Origin of the sequence: Tardiphaga sp. 20_F10_N6_6 (genome assembly GCF_052076045.1) — a bacterium.
GTDB lineage: Bacteria > Pseudomonadota > Alphaproteobacteria > Rhizobiales > Xanthobacteraceae > Tardiphaga > Tardiphaga robiniae.
In genome coordinates, this window is record NZ_CP197239.1 from 4,962,249 (window position 1) to 4,982,405 (window position 20,157).

17 protein-coding genes are annotated in these 20,157 nt (G+C 63.1%); 6 read left to right on the top strand and 11 right to left on the bottom strand.

The window, feature by feature from the left end; translation table 11 throughout:
• Positions 1–9: 9 nt before the first annotated feature.
• The 3 genes from AB7813_RS23745 to AB7813_RS23755 all read right to left on the bottom strand — a co-directional run bounded on the left by AB7813_RS23745 (position 10) and on the right by AB7813_RS23755 (position 2,606).
• Positions 10–924: a DMT family transporter gene (locus tag AB7813_RS23745; RefSeq protein ID WP_441228537.1), complete on the bottom strand. Its 915-nt coding sequence runs from the start codon at positions 922–924 to the stop codon at positions 10–12.
• Between the two features lie 42 nt (positions 925–966).
• Positions 967–1,452 (bottom strand): Fur family transcriptional regulator, encoded by a 486-nt coding sequence (locus tag AB7813_RS23750; RefSeq protein WP_092139844.1) that lies wholly within the window; start codon positions 1,450–1,452, stop codon positions 967–969.
• Between the two features lie 158 nt (positions 1,453–1,610).
• The gene (locus AB7813_RS23755) at positions 1,611–2,606 is read right to left on the bottom strand and encodes a helix-turn-helix transcriptional regulator (protein ID WP_231078217.1); all 996 of its coding nucleotides are present in this window, start codon (positions 2,604–2,606) and stop codon (positions 1,611–1,613) included.
• Positions 2,607–2,861: 255 nt separating this feature from the next.
• Here AB7813_RS23755 and AB7813_RS23760 point away from each other — a divergent pair, with 255 nt between their 5' ends.
• The 4 genes from AB7813_RS23760 (at position 2,862) to AB7813_RS23775 (ending at position 7,089) form a co-directional block, all read left to right on the top strand.
• Complete coding sequence (locus AB7813_RS23760; RefSeq protein WP_441228538.1) at positions 2,862–3,707, top strand: outer membrane protein; 846 nt, start codon at positions 2,862–2,864, stop codon at positions 3,705–3,707.
• 179 nt (positions 3,708–3,886) lie between these two features.
• Positions 3,887–4,366, top strand: coding sequence for a MarR family winged helix-turn-helix transcriptional regulator (locus AB7813_RS23765; protein WP_231078214.1), 480 nt, complete (start codon positions 3,887–3,889; stop codon positions 4,364–4,366).
• Entirely contained in the window at positions 4,359–5,513 is a 1,155-nt protein-coding gene (locus AB7813_RS23770) for an HlyD family secretion protein (RefSeq protein ID WP_175368626.1), read from the top strand. The genes AB7813_RS23765 and AB7813_RS23770 overlap by 8 nt, the downstream gene beginning before the upstream one ends.
• A 4-nt stretch (positions 5,514–5,517) precedes the next feature.
• Positions 5,518–7,089: a DHA2 family efflux MFS transporter permease subunit gene (locus AB7813_RS23775; RefSeq protein WP_439079244.1), complete on the top strand. Its 1,572-nt coding sequence runs from the start codon at positions 5,518–5,520 to the stop codon at positions 7,087–7,089.
• Between the two features lie 205 nt (positions 7,090–7,294).
• Here AB7813_RS23775 and pcaG read toward each other — a convergent pair whose 3' ends face one another.
• From pcaG to pcaF, 3 genes are read right to left on the bottom strand one after another with little or no spacing between them, the layout of a single operon-like run.
• On the bottom strand, positions 7,295–7,876 hold the full coding sequence (gene pcaG / locus AB7813_RS23780) for a protocatechuate 3,4-dioxygenase subunit alpha (protein WP_441228539.1): 582 nt from the start codon (positions 7,874–7,876) through the stop codon (positions 7,295–7,297).
• Complete coding sequence (gene pcaH, locus AB7813_RS23785) at positions 7,876–8,577, bottom strand: protocatechuate 3,4-dioxygenase subunit beta (RefSeq protein ID WP_441228540.1); 702 nt, start codon at positions 8,575–8,577, stop codon at positions 7,876–7,878. The genes pcaG and pcaH overlap by 1 nt, the downstream gene beginning before the upstream one ends.
• 59 nt (positions 8,578–8,636) lie before the next feature.
• Positions 8,637–9,845, bottom strand: a complete 1,209-nt coding sequence (gene pcaF, locus AB7813_RS23790) for a 3-oxoadipyl-CoA thiolase (RefSeq protein WP_116661429.1) — start codon at positions 9,843–9,845, stop codon at positions 8,637–8,639.
• Positions 9,846–10,099: 254 nt separating this feature from the next.
• On the opposite strand from pcaF, the gene mutS reads away from it, so the two are divergent.
• Positions 10,100–12,823: a DNA mismatch repair protein MutS gene (mutS, locus tag AB7813_RS23795; RefSeq protein WP_441228993.1), complete on the top strand. Its 2,724-nt coding sequence runs from the start codon at positions 10,100–10,102 to the stop codon at positions 12,821–12,823.
• A 100-nt stretch (positions 12,824–12,923) separates the two neighbouring features.
• Here mutS and AB7813_RS23800 read toward each other — a convergent pair whose 3' ends face one another.
• The 5 genes from AB7813_RS23800 to AB7813_RS23820 form a co-directional block, all read right to left on the bottom strand.
• A complete protein-coding gene (locus AB7813_RS23800; protein WP_441228541.1) occupies positions 12,924–13,721 on the bottom strand; it encodes a hypothetical protein in 798 nt (265 codons plus the stop codon).
• A 62-nt stretch (positions 13,722–13,783) separates the two neighbouring features.
• Positions 13,784–14,293 carry an OsmC family protein gene (locus AB7813_RS23805; protein WP_068732958.1) on the bottom strand — a complete coding sequence of 170 codons (510 nt, stop codon included), beginning with the start codon at positions 14,291–14,293 and terminating at the stop codon, positions 13,784–13,786.
• Between the two features lie 57 nt (positions 14,294–14,350).
• The gene (locus AB7813_RS23810; protein ID WP_441228542.1) at positions 14,351–15,130 is read right to left on the bottom strand and encodes an ABC transporter ATP-binding protein; all 780 of its coding nucleotides are present in this window, start codon (positions 15,128–15,130) and stop codon (positions 14,351–14,353) included.
• Positions 15,130–15,978 (bottom strand): ABC transporter permease, encoded by an 849-nt coding sequence (locus tag AB7813_RS23815; RefSeq protein WP_441228543.1) that lies wholly within the window; start codon positions 15,976–15,978, stop codon positions 15,130–15,132. Before AB7813_RS23815 ends, AB7813_RS23810 begins: the two co-directional genes overlap by 1 nt.
• Before the next feature lie 96 nt (positions 15,979–16,074).
• Positions 16,075–17,049, bottom strand: coding sequence for an aliphatic sulfonate ABC transporter substrate-binding protein (locus AB7813_RS23820; protein ID WP_439057074.1), 975 nt, complete (start codon positions 17,047–17,049; stop codon positions 16,075–16,077).
• 271 nt (positions 17,050–17,320) lie between these two features.
• On the opposite strand from AB7813_RS23820, the gene AB7813_RS23825 reads away from it, so the two are divergent.
• Entirely contained in the window at positions 17,321–20,116 is a 2,796-nt protein-coding gene (locus tag AB7813_RS23825; protein WP_184513274.1) for a [protein-PII] uridylyltransferase, read from the top strand.
• Positions 20,117–20,157 lie beyond the last annotated feature (41 nt).

A 20,157-nucleotide genomic window follows, 5' to 3' on the forward strand; every position in this document is an offset into this window, starting at 1 on the left:
GTTAGTGGTCTAGGCCCTGACCGGTCGGTTAACCAGAACCAGCCCGGCGATGACCAATAGCGCAGCGAGGCCGAAGGCGGGGGTCAGATGGTCGCCCATGATGAGATAGCCCGCCGCGACGCCAAACAAAGGGGTGATGAAGGTAAAAGCCGACAATTTGCTGGCGGAATAGGTCTTGATCAGCCCGAACCAGAGCAAAAACGTGAAGCCGACCACCCAGAAGGCCTGAAACGAGAGCAGGGATAGCGCCAGAGGACCGGGAACCCGGGTCACGGTCTCGCCCGCCAGCAGCGCCGCCAGGCCCAGAATCGGGACAGACAGCCCGACCTGGTATCCCAATGCCTTTTCAGGCGCGACGTAGAGCAACGGGGTCGTTTTAACCACCAGCGTGGTCGCGGCCCATAGCCCCGCACCGGCGACGATCATCAGATCCCCGATCAGCACATCGGCGGTGACGTCCGGCTGCGGGATGCCGATCGCGACGGCGACACCGGCAAAACTCACCGCGAGTCCGGCCCATTGCACCGGGCGCAGGCGTTCGCCCAGGAATTGATAGGAGCCGAAGGCCACGAAGAACGGCATCGTGTAGAGGAAAACCGCGGCCCGTGAGGCCGTCGTGAATTGCAGACCGTGAAAGATCAGCACGAATTCGATGCCGAACAGCACGCCGGCAAACAGGCCCGCTTTCAGCGTGCCGTCGCGTTCGAACAGCTTGACGCCGCGCATGCGCGCAATGGCCAGGATGACCAGCAGTGCGCCGGCCGAGCGCAGCATCGCCTGCGTGTAAGGCGGGATATCGTGCAGCACCAGCTTGATGGCGATCTGGTTGAAGCCCCAGGTCAGGCACAGCATCAGCACGAGGGCGATGGCGCCGGCGGTGAGTGCGCGTCCGCCGGGTGGGCTGATGATGGTTTCTGCAGACATGAAGCCTCGGGCCCGGCTTGTCGCCGTGTTGTTATGGGATCGTCACGCCTGACAGTGCGCGCAGGTTCCGGTGATTTCGACAACAGACAGTTTTGGGACGAAGCCAGTCGTCCGTGCGGCATCATTCAGGCTCTGCGCGACTTTCGTGGCCGGCACTTCGCCGACCGACCCGCACTGGTCACAGATCAGAAACGCGACCATCGAGGCCGTGCCGTGGTCGTGCGCGCAGGCCAGGAAGGCGTTGCGGCTCTCGATGCGGTGAACGAGGCCGTTCTCCATCAGGAAATCAAGTGCGCGATACACGGTGATGGGTGCCGGACGCGAAGTGGTCTTGGCCAACTCATCGATGATCTCGTAGGCCCCAAGCGGCCGATGGCTCGCGAGCAGCGCTTCAAGCACCTGCCGGCGGATCGGGGTCAGCTTTTGCGATCGGGCTGCACAGACATGCTCGGCATGATGCATCGCGTCCGCTGTACAGCGGTCGTGATCGTGGCCAGGAGCCGGGAAAGTTGGTTTCGGAACTGCCATATGGAGGTAGCTTAACCCGTTGGGTGTGATTGTGCCCGTCTTTTTGGCGTTGGGGCCCAGTCTTACACCAAATCCTGCGCTGCCAAACGACGAGCGTTCCCTGCAAATGGGGGGACAGTCGGGCGATTGCAAAGGTTGAATGGGCGATACCGGGCCGATCAGGTGGAGCTTTTGCGCTCCCGGCGCAGATCCGATGGCGAGGTGGCATATCGGCGCCGGAATGTCCGGTTGAAATACGACAAATCGTTGAAGCCGGCCTCGTCCGCGATCTTCCCGATCCGCTCATCGGCCCGCAATGGGTCGAGTAGCAATGCATGAGCAAGGGCCAGACGCCGTTCGAGCAAATATTCCGACAGGCTGAGGTCGTGTTCGCGAAACAGCTTGCGGACATAATCAGGCGAGATTTTCTGAGCCGCCGCCAGCGTTTCGGCCGAGAGGTCGTGATTTCCGAGGCCTGCTTCGATGGCTGCCTTGATCGCCTGCAAGCGCAGCATGCGGGTGCTGCAAGGTGGAGATGTCTCGGAGCGGTTCTCGCAACCGATTGTCAGAAGTGCGATCAGGCTACACAGATCGGCCACGACATGGTGTTGAAGATGGGTGGGGGCGGACCCGTCGAGGTCGATTGCTTCCTGACAATGCGCCATCAATAGCCGCAACGTCTGAGCCTCCAGGAGGACAGGTCGCATGAGCCAGGCGCCAAGATTCGGCACCTTGATCGACAGCGCAGCACGGTCGATCTGAACGATCAGATGCTGCGTCTCACAAGATGACGTATGCCAACCGGCGTCCCTGGTTGTCATCAAGACCGCATGGTTCTGCTCGATGATCTCTTCGCGGCCATGCTGTGATGCGCGAGCCCGACCTTTCAGAACGACTGCAAACACAACATCGTCGGGCGGTGACGCAGTCGCAGCATCCGGCATGCGATCGTTCGCCGGAAATCCCGTGCCGATAAAAACAATCGCGCCGGGCAGCCTGTGCAATGCAGTATCGGTTGAAAACGGGGTGTCCGTCGGAAAAGGGGATTCGACGTTGAATGTCAGGCGCCCGAATTGGAGCTGCGGTGTCGGCAGATTTTCGGAAGCAGCCGCGATTAATGAATCGGGCGTTTCGGGACCGGGCCTTGAAGTCACGAGGATCAGTCCTGCAAGCATTGAACTATATCTTGGTCGTGCCAGTACGGATCGCGTTCATATTCATCGCTTTGCTGCGTCTTTGGGCGGTTTCTCTTTTGATAGTTCGCGATGCGCCATGTGGCCTGAACGCAACAAGCAGAACGAATTGCGGTGCCAGTCTCGCCCAGTCCTGCCGCGTCGCGTCCGTTCCAAGTCGCTGATGTCTCATTCAACTACACATCATCGAAGCAGGGCCTTGGGCCTGCCTTCGTTGATCTGTTGCTGAGGAGACTGATGGTGAAACGTACCGTATTGGCCGCTGCAGGCCTCGCCATCATGGCGTTTTCGTCGACCGCGGGCGCTGCGGATCTGTCGCCCCGCATGTACGCCAAGGCGCCGGTTCTGGTGGACCCCGGCATCAACTGGACCGGATTTTATGTCGGCCTCAACGGCGGCTACAGCTGGGGCAAGGGCGACGCCACTTTCCTGCCGGGCACCGCCTTTGCGTCGCCGGTCAAGCAGGACGTCAATGGCGGCCTGGGCGGCGGCCAGATCGGCTACAACTGGCAGCTCGACCGCACATGGGTCGTCGGTCTCGAAGCCGATATCCAGGGGACTGGTGAACGTGGCAGCGCGAACTCTCCAGTGAGTTCGCTGCGGAGCACCTTGCCCGGCGGTGACTTCAATCTGCTCGCACTGACCTCGGCAAACAGCTCATGGAGCTTCCCGTGGTTCGCCACATTCCGCGGCCGGGTCGGCCTGCTGGCGACACCGGACCTGCTGCTTTACGGTACTGGCGGTCTGGTTGTCGGTGAGGTCAAATATTCCACCCAGACGACAGTAACGGGTCAGATCTTCGGGCCAGGCTCTGCTGGCACGACACCGGCCAGCGCCGCCGTGACGATTCCCGGCACGCTGCTGTCGGAATCGCAGACCCGTGTCGGCTGGACCCTGGGCGCCGGTCTGGAAAAGAAGTTCGGCACCAACTGGTCGGCCAAGCTCGAATATCTCTATCTCGATCTGGGTTCGGCGACCTATTTCGGGGGGACAGCCAACCAGACCTCGGTCGGCTTCCACGACCACGTCTTCCGCGCCGGCATCAATTACGCCTTCAGCCCCGCGGTCGTCGCCAAATACTGATCCTTTCGATCCTCCTGACGACCTCAAGCCCGGCCTCGTGCCGGGCTTTTTGCTGTGTCGCCCATTTGTGGGAGGTTCGGAGATCTAGCCATGCGCTAGTCGCGGGGCTGCGTCGTATCGTCCACCGATGCGCTATTCATAAGCTTGCTTATAATAAGCTAAGTTTACGGAGCGCCACCATGTCCTGCCAGCCTGACACCGGCACCGATTTCCTGTCCGCTTTGTTCGAGACCCAGCGCATGTTGCGGCTGCTGGCCGACAAGGAAGCGCGCCAGTTCGGCATGACCCGCGCCCAATGGGCGGTGCTCGCCAAGGTCGAGCGCAATGAGGGGCAAAAACAGACCGATCTCGCCGACGCCATGGAAATGGCGCCGATCAGCCTGACGCGGCTGATCGACAAGCTCTGCGACAGCGGCCTGATCGAACGCCGCAATGACGATACCGACCGCCGCATCAAGCGCCTCTATCTCACCGAGGCCGCGCGCCCGCTGACGGCAAAGCTGGCGGTGCTGCGCGGCAACCTGATGAAGGTCGCGTTCGACGGCGTGAGCGAGGCCGACATGCACCAGCTGGTCGCGCATCTCGAAACCATCAAAGACAATATCCGCGCTGCGCTGAACCCCGCAGCCACAAAGACCAAGGAACAAGTCTATGGCTGAGCCCGTGCTGAAATTTCCCGACAAGGATGCGCCTGAGGGCGGATCCGATGGCGCCGCGACCACGCAGCGTCAGGGCGCGAAAGGTTTCCTGAAGCGCTATCGGCGAACGTTGCTGCTGGTCGTACTGCCTGCCATCGTTCTTGTTGGCGGCGTCGCCTTCTATCTGTCGGGTGGTCGCTATGTCGGCACTGACGATGCTTATGTCGGTGCGCAGAAGGTGCTGATCACGCCGGATATCTCCGGCAAGGTCGACAAGGTCGTGGTGCGCGAAGGCCAGCATGTCAAAGAAGGCGACGTGTTGTTCGAGATCGATCCGGTCCCGTTCCGGCTGGCGCTCGACGATGCCAGGGCAAAGCTGGCGCAGGCGAAAACCACCTATGACAACCTCGTCAGCAACGTGAAGATCTACGGCCAGATGCAGGATCTGGCGCAGCAGGGTGTCGACTTCAAACAGCGCGACGTCGAACGCAAGTCGACTCTGGTCAAGAGCAACTTCGGCTCGCAGCTCGATCTCGACAATGCGGCGACTGCGGCGGTGACCGCGAAGGCGCAGCTCGAACTCCTGAGGCAGCAGCTCGCGACCTCGATGAACCAGTTGCTCGGCAATCCCGACCTGCCGTTGGCTCAGTTCCCGCCCTACGCGCAGGCGCAGTCGGCGCTCGATCAGGCGCAGCGCAATCTCGACCACACCGTGCTGAAGGCGCCGATCTCCGGCGTCGCGACGCAGGTCGATAACATCCAGCTCGGCCGCTTCGCGATGGCCGGCACGCCGATCCTCACGGTGATCGACGACAACAGGCCATGGGTCGATGCCAATCTGAAGGAATCTGATTTCACTTACATCGCCGTCGGACAGACTGTGGAGATCGACGTCGATGCGTTCCCGAACCACGCCTTCAAGGGCACCGTCGGTTCGCTGAGCCCTGGCACCGGCGCGCAATTCGCGATCCTGCCGCCGCAAAACGCCACCGGCAACTTCGTCAAGGTGGTGCAGCGCGTGCCGGTGCGGATCTATCTCGATTATGCAGATCCCTTCGTGAAGCGACTGAAGGCCGGCATGAGCACTTACACGACAATCGATACCAAGCATCATCGCTCGCTGGCGGGCCTGCTCGGCCTGTCATCGGCCAAGGCTGCTCAGGACTGATCCCATGAGCACGTCGGCGCCATCTCCCAGTGCGGTCCCCGGCTTTCGCCGGAATATGGTGACGATCTGCGCCATGACCGCGACCATCATGCAGGCGCTCGACACCACCATCGCCAATGTGGCCCTGCCCTACATGCAGGGCACGCTGTCGGCGTCGCAGGATCAGGTCAACTGGGTGCTGACCTCCTATATCGTCGCCGCGGCTATCATGACCGCGCCCGTCGGCTGGATCGCCAACCGGTTCGGCCGCAAGAAGATCTTCATCGTCTGTTCGGCGGGCTTCACGGTCGCCTCGGTGCTGTGCGGCCTCGCGCAGGACATCAACCAGATGGTCGGCTTTCGCCTGTTGCAGGGCGTTTTCGGCGCGGCACTCGTGCCGCTGTCGCAGGCGGTGATGCTCGACAGCTACGCGCTGCATGAGCGCGCCAAGGCGATGTCGATCTGGGGCATGGGCGTGATGCTCGGCCCGATCATGGGGCCTTCATTGGGCGCCTGGCTGACTGAAACTTACTCCTGGCACTGGGTGTTCTTCGTCAATCTGCCCTTCGGCATCGTCACGGTGTTTGGCCTGCTGGCCTTCATGGACGAGACCAAGACCAATGCAGACCTGAAATTCGACTGGTTCGGTTTCGGCGCGCTGGCCATCGGTATCGGTGCGATGCAGCTCGCACTTGACCGCGGCGAGCAGCTCGGGTGGCTCGAATCCAATGAAATCGTCATCGAGGCGATCGTTTCGATCATCGGCTTCTATTATTTCTTCGCGCATTCCTTCACGACCTCGAAGCCGTTCATCCAGTTCGCCATCTTCAAGGACAAGAATTTTGTCGGCGGCTGCGTGTTCATGGCCGTCATGGGGCTGGTGCTGTATTCGACCATGGCACTGTCGTCGCCCTATCTGCAGAACGTGATCGGCTATCCGATCCTCACGGCGGGGCTATTACTGGCGACGCGCGGCTCCGGCACCTTCGTGGCGATGATGCTGGTCGGGCGCATCATGAAATATGTCGAGGCGCGTACACTGATCATGGTGGGAATGGCACTGATGTCGGTGTCGCTGTTCTTTACGTCGATGTGGACCGACCAGACCGGCGTGCCGGAGATCGTGATCGTCTCCATCGCGCAGGGATTTGGCCTTGGTCTCGTCTTCGTGCCGCTGTCCACCGTGGCGTTCCTGACGCTGCCAAATCATCTGCGCACCGACGGCACCTCGATGCTCACGCTGCTGCGCAATGTCGCGAGTTCGATCGGCATCTCCATCGTGATCGCGCAGCTCACCTCAAACACCCGTATGGCCCATGCGGTGCTGGTCGAGCACATCACGCCGTTCAGCAATGCGCTGCAGATGCCCAATGTGACCAGCGCGATCAACCTCGCCACCGACAGCGGCCGCGCCATGATGGACGCCATCGTCACGCTGCAGGCCACGATCATCGCCTTCGGGCTCGATTATCAGATGGTGATGCTGGTGACGCTCTGTGCGATCCCGATGGCGCTGATCATCGGCTCGTCCAAGGCGACCTTGCGCGCGCAAGCGGCGAAGCCGGGTGCGGATGAGCATCCGGCGGTGATGGAGTAATTGAAGCGGAGACGCTGATGGTTTCCCTCCCTCAAGTCCAGCGAAGCTGGACGCAGTGGGGAGGATCGGCCGATAGGCCGGGGTGGGGTCTCTCCCCAAGCGAGGACGCCGTGTGTGGCTCCCCACCCGTCTCGACCGCTTCGCGGTCGATCCACCCTCCCCACCTGCGCGGCTGCGCCGCTTTGGGGGAGGGATAAGAGAGACATCACACGTCGAAGAACACCGTCTCGTTGGCGCCTTGCAGGTGGATATCAAACCGATACACGCCAGGCGCCGTCTTCTTCGCGATGATCGTCGCGCGGCGGTCGGCCGGGACGAGGTTCATCACCGCATCATCAGCCGTCGCGGCTTCGTCCTCGAAATAGATACGCGTCATCGACTGCATGGTCATGCCGCGGCCAAACACGGCCATCACGATATGCGGCGCCTGCGGCTTGCCATCGATGCCGGGCACGCTGCCGGGTTTGACGGTGTCGAACGAATATTCGCCGGCATCGGTGGTGCCGGAGCGACCGAAACCCCTGAAGCTCGAATTCGGCAGCCCGCGGGTATCCTGCGGATCGGCGAAGCGGCCCTGCGCGTCGGCCTGCCAGATTTCCAGCACGGCGTCGGGCACCACCTTGCCGTCGCCGTCATAGATCACGCCTTCGATGCGGATCTTGTCGCCGGTGACGTCGGATGTCAGCAGGTTGCTGGTGAAGGCGTCGTTCCAGGCGTATTTGCCGTTCGGTGTCAGGCCGTAGGCATAGAACGGACCGACGGTCTGCGACGGGGTAATTCCGGGCATCAGTGATTCTCCGTCGGGGTGGCGTTGCGGCCGCGCAGCACGATGTTGAAACGATAGGCCAGCGCCCAGCCAGGCTCGGTGACGTCGAGGTCGAAATCCGACACCATGCGCAGGCGCGCCTTCTCGTCGGTGACCGAGTTGAAGATCGGGTCGAACGGAAACAGCGGATCGTTCGGGAAATACATCTGCGTCACGAGGCGCGAGACGAAGGAATGGCCGAACACCGAGAAGTGGATGTGCGCAGGGCGCCACGCATTGTGGTGATTGCCCCACGGATAGGCGCCGGGTTTGATGGTGACGAACTTGTAGTTACCCGCGGTGTCGGTGACGGTGCGGCCGGCGCCGGTGAAGTTCGGATCGAGCGGCGCGGGATGCTGGTCCCAGACATGCACGTAGCGGCCGCAGGCATTGGCCTGCCAGAGTTCGACCAGCGTGTTCGGCACGCCGCGGCCGTCCTCGTCCATCACTGTGCCGTGCACGATGATGCGTTCGCCGAGCGGCTCGCCCGCATGCTTGGTGGTGAGGTCATGATCGCCGGGTCGTACCGTCTCGTGGCCATAGACCGGTCCTGTCGTTTCCGACAGCGTGTGCGGCATCAGGATGCGCTGCTTCTGCGGCGCGCGCTTGATGGTGCTCTTGTAGCCGGGTGAGAGGCGCGGCGCGTGCGCCGCATTGCTCTCGACGGGATAGATTAGCGTCATGCTGGTTTCCCCTTTGGCCGCCGCGGATCCCGCGGCGGCTTGCTTGTGGACGTAGTTTTTTAGTTCAGCTTCTCGATCGCCATGGCGACGCCCTGACCGACGCCGACGCACATGGTGGCCAGCGCGAGCTTGCCGCCGCGCTTCTCCATGCCGTGCACCGCCGTCATCGCCAGGCGCGCGCCGCTCATGCCGAGCGGGTGGCCGAGCGCGATCGCGCCGCCGTGTGGGTTGACGAAATCAGCATCTTCCTTGACGCCGAGCTGGCGCAGCACGGCGATGCCCTGCGACGCGAAGGCCTCGTTGAGCTCAATCAGGTCGAAGTCGCTGATCTTCAGACCAAGGCGTTCCATCAGCTTCTTGGTCGCGGGTACCGGGCCGATGCCCATGATGCGCGGCGCGACGCCGCCCGACGCGAGGCCGAGAATGCGGGCGCGGGCCTTGAGGCCGTGCTTCTCCACAGCGGCGCCCGAGGCGAGGATCATGGCGCAGGCGCCGTCATTGACGCCCGAGGCGTTGCCGGCGGTGACCGTGCCGTCCTTGCGGACAATCGGGCGCAGCTTGGCGAGGCCTTCCAGCGTGGTTTCGGGGCGCGGATGCTCGTCCTTGTCGACGGCGATCGGGCCGGCCTTGCCGCCGGGCACCATCACCGGGATGATTTCTTCGGCGAAATAGCCCGAAGCGATCGCCTTGCCGGCGTTCTGCTGCGAGCGGATCGCGAAGGCGTCCTGGTCGGCGCGCGAGATCTGGAAATCCTGCGCGACGTTCTCGCCGGTCTCCGGCATAGCGTCGACGCCGTATTTTTCCTTCATCAGCGGGTTGATGAAGCGCCAGCCGATGGTGGTGTCGAAGATTTCCGCCGAACGGGAGAAGGCTTCGGTGGCCTTGCCCTGCACGAATGGCGCACGGGTCATGGATTCGACGCCGCCGGCAATGGCGAAATCGATTTCACCGGCGCGGATGGCGCGGGCGCCGGCGCCGACGGCATCGAGGCCCGACGCACAGAGGCGGTTCAACGTGGCGCCGGGGACGGAATCGGGGAGGCCGGCCAGCAGCGCCGCCATGCGGGCGACGTTGCGGTTGTCTTCACCGGCCTGATTGGCGCAGCCGAAATAGACTTCCTCGACGGCAGCCCAATCCACGCCGGGATTGCGGTCCATCAGGGCTTTAATGGGGGCGGCGGCGAGGTCGTCGGCGCGAACTTTGGCAAGGGAGCCGCCGAAACGGCCGATGGGGGTGCGGACGGCGTCGCAAATGAAGACATCGCTCATCAATTCTCTCCCTGGAGACTGCATCCGCGCTCGATTGCCGGATTTTCGCGGTGGTTTTAAGAACCCCCGCTGACCCGGTCAAATGCCGCTGCTGGATGGCAGCGTTGTCCCTGGGAATTCAAAGAATTCCCTTGAGAACTGCGGATATGAAATCGCAGTTGACTTGTCAACTACCTCGCCACGGTGGGGAAAACTATAGTTTGCGACAGCCGCGGGTGGGATCGGCGGAGCAAAATTTGCTAGCGTCCGGCGCCATGACGATCCAGCAGCCCATTACCGCCCCAGAACCCGCTCCCCGCGTGGAAGACACCGCAAAAGTGTCTCCCATGATGGAACAGTACCTTGAGATAAAGGCCGCCAATCCCGGCCTCTTGCTGTTCTACCGGATGGGCGATTTCTACGAGATCTTCTTCGAGGATGCGGAGGTTGCCTCGCGCGCCCTGGGCATCGTGCTGACCAAACGCGGCAAGCATCAGGGCATGGATATCCCGATGTGCGGCGTGCCGGTGGTTCGCGCCGATGATTATCTGCACCGCCTGATCTCGCTCGGCATCCGTGTCGCCGTCTGCGAACAGATGGAGGATCCGGCCGAGGCGAAGAAGCGCGGCGGCAAGAGCGTGGTCCGCCGCGACGTCGTGCGCGTGGTCACGCCGGGCACGCTGACCGAAGAAAACCTGCTCGATGCCCGGGCGAACAACTATCTGCTGGCGATCGCGCGCAGCAAAGGCTCGAGCGGTGCGGATCGCATCGGTCTGGCCTGGATCGATATTTCGACTGCGGAATTCATCGTCACCGAATGTGCGATGGGCGAACTCGGCGCGACACTGGCGCGGATCAATCCCAATGAGGTGCTGGTTACGGACGCGCTCTACAGCGATCCTGATCTCAGCCAGTTATTGCGCGAATTGCCGGCGGTGACGCCGCTGACCCGTGACGTGTTCGATGGTGCCACCGCCGAACGCCGGCTGTGCGATTACTTTGCCGTCGCCACCATGGACGGCCTCAGCGCCATGTCGCGGCTGGAAGCGACCGCTGCGGCGGCGTGCGTCACCTATGTCGAGCGCACGCAGGTCGGCAAACGCGTGCCGCTGTCGCCGCCGACCCACGAAGCGGTCGGCACCACCATGGCCATCGATCCGGCGACCCGCGCCAATCTCGAACTGACGCGGACGCTATCAGGCGAGCGCAAGGGCTCGCTGCTGGATGCGATCGACTGCACCGTCACTGCCGCCGGTTCGCGCCTGCTTACGCAGCGCCTCGCCGCGCCGCTCACCGATGAAGTGGCGATCGGCCGCCGGCTCGATGCGGTCACGAGTTTCGTATCGGACAGCGGGCTGCGCGACGATCTGCGCTCGGCCCTGAAGTCTGCGCCGGACATGTCGCGCGCACTGGCGCGGCTTTCGGTCGGCCGCGGCGGTCCGCGCGATCTCGCCTGCCTGCGTGATGGTGTGCTTGCCGCCGATCAGGTGCTTGATCGTCTCGGCGTCATCGACAATCTGCCAGCGGATATCACGGCTGCCATGGCCGGCCTGCGCCGTCCGTCGCGTGAGCTCGCGGCGACCTTCGCCCGCGCACTGGCCGACGATCTTCCGCTGCTGAAGCGCGACGGTGGTTTTGTCCGCGAAGGCTTCGAGGCCGCGCTCGACGAGACCCGCAATCTGCGCGACGCCTCGCGCCTCGTGGTCGCTGCGATGCAGGCGCGGTATGCCGACGACACCGGTGTGAAGGGTCTCAAGATCCGCCACAACAACGTGCTCGGCTATTTCGTCGAGGTTACCGCGCAGCATGGCGACAAGCTGATGCAGGCGCCGCTGAACGCGACCTTCATCCACCGCCAGACGCTGGCCGGGCAGGTGCGTTTCACCACCTCCGAACTCGGCGAGATCGAAGCCAAGATCGCCAATGCCGGCGACCGTGCGCTCGGGCTCGAGCTCGAGATTTTCGAACGGCTGTCGGCGATGGTCGCCGAGGCGTCGGAAGATCTGCGCGCTGCGGCGCATGCTTTCGCGCTGCTCGATGTCGCAACGGCTCTGGCGAAGCTGGCGGTCGATGACAACTACGTCCGCCCCGAAGTCGACAACTCGCTGTTATTCGCCATCGAGGGCGGCCGGCATCCGGTGGTCGAACAGGCGCTGCGCCGCGACGGCCAGCCGTTCATCGCCAATGCCAGCGATCTGTCGCCCGGGCCGGGGCAGAAGTCCGGCCAGATCTGGCTGATCACTGGTCCGAACATGGCCGGTAAGTCGACCTTCCTGCGCCAGAACGCATTGATCGCGCTGCTCGCGCAAATAGGCAGTTTCGTGCCGGCCTCGCGCGCCCGCATCGGCATTGTCGACAGGCTCTTTTCGCGCGTCGGCGCTGCGGATGATCTCGCGCGCGGGCGTTCGACCTTCATGGTCGAGATGGTCGAGACCGCCGTCATTCTCAATCAGGCCACCGAACGTGCGCTGGTGATCCTGGATGAAATCGGCCGCGGCACTGCGACCTTCGACGGTCTATCGATCGCCTGGGCCGCGATTGAGCATCTGCACGAGAGCAATCGCTGCCGCGCATTGTTCGCGACGCACTACCACGAGCTCACTGCGCTTTCCGCAAAACTGCCGCGGCTGTTCAATGCGACGGTGCGGGTCAAGGAGTGGCACGGTGACGTGGTGTTCCTGCACGAGGTGCTGCCCGGCTCGGCGGACCGCTCCTATGGCATTCAGGTGGCCAAGCTCGCGGGCCTGCCGCCGGCGGTAATCGCGCGCGCGAAGTCGGTGCTGGCCAAGCTTGAAGCGCAGGATCGCGGCCAGAGCGCCAAGGCGCTGATGGATGACCTGCCGCTGTTCGCGATCACAGCGCGGGCGCCGGTCGAGGCGGCTCCTCCGTCGGAGGCGGAATTGCTGATGGACGCGGTGAAGGCGCTGCATCCGGATGAGATGTCGCCGCGCGAGGCGCTGGATGCGCTCTATGCGCTGAAGGCGAAACTGCCGAAGTAACATTCTCTATCGTCATGCCCGGCCTTGTGCCGGGCATCCACGCCTTCGATCAGCGAAGACAGACGTGGATGGCCGGGACAAGCCCGGCCATGACGGCGTTTCAAATGAAGCGCGCGCGCCTGCGTCCCCACGACCACAGGCCGAGATTCCACACCACGCAAGTCGCGAGCGCGAGGCTCAGGGCGACCACCGAGCCGAAGCGCGTGGCGGTGACATGCATCACGGCCACCGCGATACCGAAACCCATCAGGCCCCAGCCACCATTGGCGATCACGGCGGCGGTGGGCGGGCCACCGATCCGCGGATGCAGGATCAGCATCAGGCTGGTGAAGACCACGGGATAAAGTGCGAGAATGCCGCTGCCGGTCGGGCCGATGGTCGAGGACAGCGTCACCACGGTGGCGACCAGCGTTGCGACGAGAGCGGCACGCAGCGGGATGTCGTACCAGCACCTGGTGATGAGCGGCATCCTCGCATGGCGAAACCGCGCCATCAGCGGCAGGCAGATGCCGAAGGTCACGACATTGGCCGCGATGCCGCCAAGCAAAGTCCATTCGAACTGCCGCACCAGCAGGGCGAGGGCGAACCACACCAGCACAGCGGCGCCGAGGCTGACGATCACGTTGTGGCGTTGCGCCAGCAGCACGTAAGTCAATCCGAGAAACATCGTCGCGCCATTGATCGGCAGGCTGGCCAATGCACCTTGCGCGATGAAGGCAGCGTCATGATCGAGCGCGAGAAAGACGTAGGACGGTCCCGCCGAGATCGGCAGCGTCGCTACCAACGCGCCGATCACCGGGCCGGATCGTTCGGTGATGATGGAGGCCGTGATCACGAAGGCGGCGGTGATCGCCATGCGCAAAGTGAGCGTCAGGAGGAAGGCAAGTTCGGGAGACATGGCAGCCTGACGAGAGGAGGTGCTTGGCCTCCTCTTTCCTTGGTGGGAGTCGTCTGGCCTGCTTACACCCTGTTGAGAGACACCGAAACCTTCGGGCCATGCTTGATGGTCTGGTAGACCACGCAATAACGCTCGGTCAGCTTGAGCAGCAGATCGAGCTTGTCCTGCGGCGCGTCGGTGTCGACATCGAAGCGCAGGCGGATTTCGGCAAAGCCGACCGGCGCTTCCTTGTCGACGCCGAGCGTGCCGCGGAAATCGAGATCGCCCTCGGCTGTCACATTGCCGGACTTCAGCGGAATTTCGACGGCGGTGGCCACCGACTTCAGCGTCACGCCGGCGCAAGCCACCAATGCTTCCAGCAGCATGTCGCCCGAACAGAGTTCGAGACCCGAGCCGCCCGTTGCGGGGTGCAGGCCGGCAGCGGCGATTTGCCGGCCGGTCTCGACTTTGCAGGCGATGCCGTCACTGTCGATCGAGCCCTTGGCCTTCAGCGTGATGAAGGCAGCCTTGGGATCGGTCTTGTAGAGCTCCTTGATGGGGGCCTGGGTGGCGCGAAGCGCGGCGGCGTCCATGATATCTCTCCCTGAGATTTTGTTAGTTGCAGCTTTTATTAGCTCGCTGTGCTGTTGTCACCACCACGCGCCGACGGTCTCGGCGGGAGCGCTATCGGGCACGTCACGATCCAGCGATCGATCCAGTGCGGTAAGCACGCGGCGCTTCACAGCGTCGAACAGCGGCGATGCGCGGTCGCGGGGACGCGCAAGGCCGACATCGATCTCGGCGAACAGCCGACCCGGCCGCGGACGCATCACCAGCACGCGGTCCGCCAGCACAACGGCTTCGTCGACATCATGGGTGACAAGGACCAGCGTCGGCCGCGTGTCGGCCCACAGATCAAGCAGATGATCCTGCAGGTCGCGGCGCGTGAAGGCGTCGAGCGCGGAGAACGGCTCATCCAGCAACAGCACCTCCGGCTGCGGTACCAATGCGCGGGCAATGGCCACGCGTTGCGCCTGCCCGCCGGATAGTTCGCGCGGCCATGCCTGTGCTTTATCCGACAGGCCGACGCGCGCCAGGGCCTGTGCGACTTTCTCGCGGCGTGCGGCGACAGGAAGCTCGGACAGTCCGAAGCCGATATTGTCGGCGACGGTCAGCCACGGCAGCAACCGCGGTTCCTGGAAGATGATGCCGATTTTCTCATGCGGCGCGCTGATATCGATATTGTCGATGCGGATGCTGCCGGTCGAGGCGCGATCGAGCCCGGCAACGGCGCGCAACAGTGTCGATTTTCCGCAGCCGGAGCCACCGATGATGGCGACGATCTCGCCCTGCGGGATTTGCGCGGTGAAGCGCTCCAGCGCATGGACGCCGTTGGGATAGGTCTTGCCGACCTTGTCGAGGGCAAGCATCAGGTCTCTCCACCCGGTCGGAACGCATCCTGCCAGCGCAGCAGTGGTGTGGTGATCAATTCGATCAGCCAGTCGGTGGTCTTGCCGAGCAGCGCGAAGATGGTGATTGCGGCGAGGATTTGCGCGGGCTTGCCGAGCTGCTGGCCGTCGATGAGGAGATAGCCGAGCCCTTCGGAGGCGCCCATGAATTCGGCCGCGACCACGAACATCCAGCCGAGCCCGAGGCCGACGCGCAGCGCGACCACATAGGCGGGCAGAACCGCAGGCAGCAGGATCCGGCGGATCATGGTGGGGCCGGAAAGGCGGAAGGTGCGGCCGACCTCGACGATCTTGCGATCGACCGAGAGGATCGCGCCCAACACGCCGAGATAGACCGGAAAGAACACGCCGACGGCAATCAGCGCGACCTTCGAGGTCTCGAAAATGCCGAGCCACAGGATGAACAGCGGCACCCAGGCGATCGATGGGATGGCGCGCAGCGCCTGAACGGTGGGATCGAGCAGTCGCCGCGCGATTCCCCAATAGCCGGAGATAGCGCCGAGCAGCGTGCCGGCGACGACACCGAGGCCGAAGCCGGCAGCAACGCGCGACAGCGTCGTGGTGATATGGCGCCAGAGTTCGCCGCTTCGGGCGAGCTCCATGATGGTGGCAAAGACGCGCGATGGCGGCGGCACTAGGCGGCCGTTCGACCAGCCGGACCACACCGCGAGCTCCCATGCCAGCGCGAGTGTCAGCGGCAGTACGACGCCCAGCGCCGGCCGCGCGAAACGCTGCCAGCGCCTGTTGGATGCAGATTTTTCACGCGTCTCCGTTACGTCGGGTGCGGTCGTGTCCAGCGTCATGGCCATAGCTGAAGCGCGTCTCGATTTGGTTTGCAAGATGGTCAAAAGCTTCACCCTCCCTTTGCGGGGAGGGTGAAGTGTGGCTTCGCAGATGCGAGAGCGTCAGCTCTTTGGCAGCGGGACCTGATCGTCGATCAGTGCATCCACCGTTGCCTTTACATCGACCTTGGCGTCGATCACGCCGGCCTGCTGCAATGCGAGACCTGCGGCGAGGATCGACTCGCGCTGGGGCGCGCCAATGCGGCTGTGGATCAGCTCGGTGCGTTCCTTGAGCTGCTTGTCGACGACCGCGTCGGGCAGCTTGGTGACGCCGATGAACGCCTTCTTCAGCTCGGGATAGTTCTCCAGCGAATATTTCCGGGCGTCTTCATAGACGGCGAGGACGCGGCGCGCGGCATCCGGATAGTCCTTCAGGAATTGCTCGCGCACATTGAGGATGCCCCAGGTGTTGGCGTCCGGCTTGCGGAAGAACAGTTTGGCGCCGTCCTCGACCTCGGCCTGCGCCATCATCGGATCGAGTCCGGCCCATGCATCGACGTCGCCGCGGATCAGCGCGGCCTTGCCGTCGGCATGCTGCAGCAGAACTGGCGTGATGTCCTTGTCGGTGAGGCCGGCGCCGAGCAAAGCGCGGACCAGGAAAATGTGGGGATCGGTGCCGCGGGTCACCGCGACCCGCTTGCCCTTGAGATCGGCGACGGAGGCGATCTTGGAGTCCTTGCCGGTCACCAGTGCCGTCCATTCCGGACGCGAATAGACGTAGACCGACTTGATCGGGTTGCCGTTGATCTTGGCGACCAGCGCGGCGGAGCCCGCGGTCGAGCCGAAATCGATGGACCCCGCATTGAGGAATTCGAGTGCCTTGTTGGAGCCGGCCGACTGTACCCAAGTGATCTTCACGCCGTCCTTGGCGAACTCCTTCTCCAGCAGGCCGTTCTGCTTGAGGATGATCGAGACCGGATTGTAGGTCGCCCAGTCGAGCCGGATTTCCTTGAGCGGTTCGGCGGCGAAGGTAGCTCCGGGCAGCAGTGCAGCCGCAGCAATCAGACCGGCGACAGCGCGCCGTGACATCGTGAACATTCTGGTCTCTCCCTGGTGGACTGTCGAAACGTGAGGTTCGAAGGCGACTTGCATCCTGCGGGCGTCATGGCACCATGCTGGGGTCGCTCTCTGTGCGAAAACGTGCTTTAATTTCAATTAGTTATGGCGTTCCGTCAACGAGAAGATATGATGCGCCAAGGACACCGCCGCGAGAACGTTGTTGCCCGGATTGCGCAAAAGGCAGCATGGACTAGCTGTGGGGCTACAATCACCGTGACAGCGCTTGCGCCGTCCGATATCCGGGTTGTTCATGGACAGCGTTGCTACACAAGACAGACCGACGACCGAAACCGACTTCGACACGACGCGGATTACCGCCGAGATCGATGCGCTTGCAGCGCAGCATCGCGGCAAGAACGATTTGTTTCGCGCCGCCGTCGCCAAGCTGCTGAAGGCCGAACTGCTCAAGGCCAGTGAAGCCGCCGAGGCCGTCCTGTTGAAGGACCGCCACGGCCGACGCTGTGCCGAGCAGCTCTGCCACGTGCAGGATGAAATCATCCGCATGCTGTTCGCCGCGGCGACGAAGCATCTCTATCATTCGCCAATCCCGTCTGGTGCCGAACGGATGGCGGTGGTCTCCACCGGTGGCTATGGCCGTGGGCTGATGGCGCCGGAATCCGACATCGATCTGTTGTTCATCCTGCCCTACAAGCAGACCGCCTGGGGCGAACAGGTCGCCGAAGTCATTCTCTATTGCCTGTGGGACATGGGTCTGAAGGTCGGCCACGCCACGCGTTCGGTGGATGAATCGATCCGCCAGGCGCGCGGCGACATGACGATCCGCACCGCGATTCTGGAGACGCGCTTCCTCACCGGCGATCAGGCTCTCTACGACGAACTGGTCACGCGCTTCGATGCCGAGGTGGTGCAGGGCACGGCCGCTGAATTCGTCACTGCCAAGCTCGCCGAACGCGAGGAGCGCCATCGCCGCGGCGGCCAGTCGCGCTATCTGGTCGAGCCCAACGTCAAGGACGGCAAGGGCGGTCTGCGCGATTTGCACACCGTGTTCTGGATCGCGAAATACGTCTATCGGGTGCGCGATAGCAAGGAGCTGGTCGCGCGCGGCGTGTTCGATCCGCAGGAATACCGCACCTTCAAGCGTTGCGAAGACTTCCTGTGGTCGGTCCGCTGCAATATCCACTTCCTGACCAAACGGCCGGAAGAGCGGCTGTCGTTCGACCTGCAGCGCGAGATTGCGGTCCGCCTCGGCTATACCTCGCATCCCGGCATGCAGGACGTCGAGCGCTTCATGAAGCACTACTTCCTGATTGCCAAGGAAGTCGGCGATCTCACCGCGATCCTGTGCGCCAAGCTCGAAGACCAGCAGGCCAAGCCGGCGCCGGCGCTGACGCGCATGATGGCCAAGCTGCGGCCCGAGATGCATCGCCGCCGGCTGCCGGACAGCGATGCGTTTATCATCGACAACAACCGCATCAATCTTGCTGCGCCTGACGTGTTCAAGGAAGACCCGATCAATCTGATCCGATTCTTCCGACTGGCGCAGAAGCACAATCTGGCCTTCCATCCCGATGCGATGCGGACCGCGACGCGCTCGCTCCGGCTGATCACGCCGGAGATCCGCGAGAACGCCGAAGCCAACGCGCTGTTTATGGAGATACTGACCTCGGATAACGCCGAGATCGTGCTGCGGCGGATGAACGAGACCGGCGTACTCGGTCATTTCATTCGTGCCTTCGGCCGCATCGTGTCGATGATGCAGTTCAACATGTATCATCACTATACGGTGGATGAGCATCTGCTGCGGTGTGTCGGCATCCTTCAGGAGATCGAGCGCGGCGGGAATGACGAGTTCGTTGTCGCCAGCGATCTGATGCGTAAGATCCGCCCGGAACATCGGGCGGTGATCTATATCACAGTGTTGCTGCATGACATCGCCAAGGGGCGTCCGGAGGATCACTCCATCGCCGGCGCCAAGGTGGCGCGGCGGCTATGCCCGCGGCTCGGATTCAACGCTGCGGACACGGACCTCGTCGCATGGCTGATCGAGGAACATCTGACCATGTCCACGGTGGCGCAGTCGCGCGACCTGTCGGATAGCAAGACCATCGAGAATTTCGCTGCCGTTGTGCAGTCGGTCGAGCAGATGAAGCTGCTGACGATTCTCACCACCGCCGATATCCGCGGCGTCGGTCCCGGCGTCTGGAACGGCTGGAAGGCGCAGCTGATCCGGACGCTGTATTACGAAACCGAGCCGGTGCTGACCGGTGGTTTCTCCGAGGTCAATCGCGCGCAGCGCATCGCCTCGGCGCAGGCCGAATTCCGCCGTGCCTTCACCGAGTGGCCAGAGCAGGATCTCAACGCCTATATTCTGCGGCACTATCCGGCCTACTGGCTAAAGGTCGAGCTCGACCGCAAGATCCGCCACGCGCGCTTCCTGCGCGCATCGGAAGAGGCCGGGCACAAGCTCGCGATCAATGTCGGCTTCGATGAAGCCCGCGGTGTCACCGAGCTGACAATCCTCGCTGTTGACCATCCCTGGTTGCTGTCGATCATCGCCGGCGCATGCGCCGCAGCCGGTGCCAATATCGTCGACGCGCAGATCTACACCACGACCGATGGCCGCGCGCTGGACACCATCGCGATCTCCCGGGAATACGATCGCGATGACGACGAAGGCCGCCGTGCAACACGGATCGGCGACATGATCGAGGACGTGCTCGAAGGCAAGGTGCGGCTGCCGGAAACCGTGGCCAAGCGCGCCTCGACCAAGGGCAAGATCAGGGCCTTCACGGTGGAGCCGGAAGTTATCGTCAACAATCAGTGGTCAGATCGCTACACCGTGATCGAGGTCTCCGGCCTCGACAGGCCGGGTCTGTTGTATCAACTGACCACGGCGATCTCGAAGCTCAACCTCAACATCGCTTCGGCGCATGTCGCGACCTTCGGCGAGCGCGCGCGAGACGTGTTCTACGTCACCGATTTGCTTGGAGCGCAGATCAATGCCCCGACGCGTCAGGCTGCGATCAAGCGCGCGTTGATCCATCTGCTGGCAAACGGCGATATCGCGGAGAAGCCGGCGGCGTAGAGGGCACGCGGTGGGAGGGTGATCGATACAGTTTGAAGTAA

What these genes read in the sequence shown, in the direction of transcription:
- AB7813_RS23750 (WP_092139844.1), bottom strand. Translation starts at nt 1,452, where the DNA reads ATGGCAGTTCCGAAACCAACTTTCCCGGCTCCTGGCCACGATCACGAC.
- AB7813_RS23800 (WP_441228541.1), bottom strand. Translation starts at nt 13,721, where the DNA reads ATGTCTCCCGAACTTGCCTTCCTCCTGACGCTCACTTTGCGCATGGCG.
- mutS (WP_441228993.1), top strand. Translation starts at nt 10,100, where the DNA reads ATGACGATCCAGCAGCCCATTACCGCCCCAGAACCCGCTCCCCGCGTG.
- AB7813_RS23810 (WP_441228542.1), bottom strand. Translation starts at nt 15,130, where the DNA reads ATGCTTGCCCTCGACAAGGTCGGCAAGACCTATCCCAACGGCGTCCAT.
- pcaF (WP_116661429.1), bottom strand. Translation starts at nt 9,845, where the DNA reads ATGAGCGATGTCTTCATTTGCGACGCCGTCCGCACCCCCATCGGCCGT.
- AB7813_RS23745 (WP_441228537.1), bottom strand. Translation starts at nt 924, where the DNA reads ATGTCTGCAGAAACCATCATCAGCCCACCCGGCGGACGCGCACTCACC.
- AB7813_RS23825 (WP_184513274.1), top strand. Translation starts at nt 17,321, where the DNA reads ATGGACAGCGTTGCTACACAAGACAGACCGACGACCGAAACCGACTTC.
- pcaH (WP_441228540.1), bottom strand. Translation starts at nt 8,577, where the DNA reads ATGACGCTAATCTATCCCGTCGAGAGCAATGCGGCGCACGCGCCGCGC.
- AB7813_RS23770 (WP_175368626.1), top strand. Translation starts at nt 4,359, where the DNA reads ATGGCTGAGCCCGTGCTGAAATTTCCCGACAAGGATGCGCCTGAGGGC.
- AB7813_RS23820 (WP_439057074.1), bottom strand. Translation starts at nt 17,049, where the DNA reads ATGTTCACGATGTCACGGCGCGCTGTCGCCGGTCTGATTGCTGCGGCT.
- AB7813_RS23765 (WP_231078214.1), top strand. Translation starts at nt 3,887, where the DNA reads ATGTCCTGCCAGCCTGACACCGGCACCGATTTCCTGTCCGCTTTGTTC.
- AB7813_RS23805 (WP_068732958.1), bottom strand. Translation starts at nt 14,293, where the DNA reads ATGGACGCCGCCGCGCTTCGCGCCACCCAGGCCCCCATCAAGGAGCTC.
- AB7813_RS23760 (WP_441228538.1), top strand. Translation starts at nt 2,862, where the DNA reads ATGGTGAAACGTACCGTATTGGCCGCTGCAGGCCTCGCCATCATGGCG.
- AB7813_RS23815 (WP_441228543.1), bottom strand. Translation starts at nt 15,978, where the DNA reads ATGGCCATGACGCTGGACACGACCGCACCCGACGTAACGGAGACGCGT.
- pcaG (WP_441228539.1), bottom strand. Translation starts at nt 7,876, where the DNA reads ATGCCCGGAATTACCCCGTCGCAGACCGTCGGTCCGTTCTATGCCTAC.
- AB7813_RS23755 (WP_231078217.1), bottom strand. Translation starts at nt 2,606, where the DNA reads ATGCTTGCAGGACTGATCCTCGTGACTTCAAGGCCCGGTCCCGAAACG.
- AB7813_RS23775 (WP_439079244.1), top strand. Translation starts at nt 5,518, where the DNA reads ATGAGCACGTCGGCGCCATCTCCCAGTGCGGTCCCCGGCTTTCGCCGG.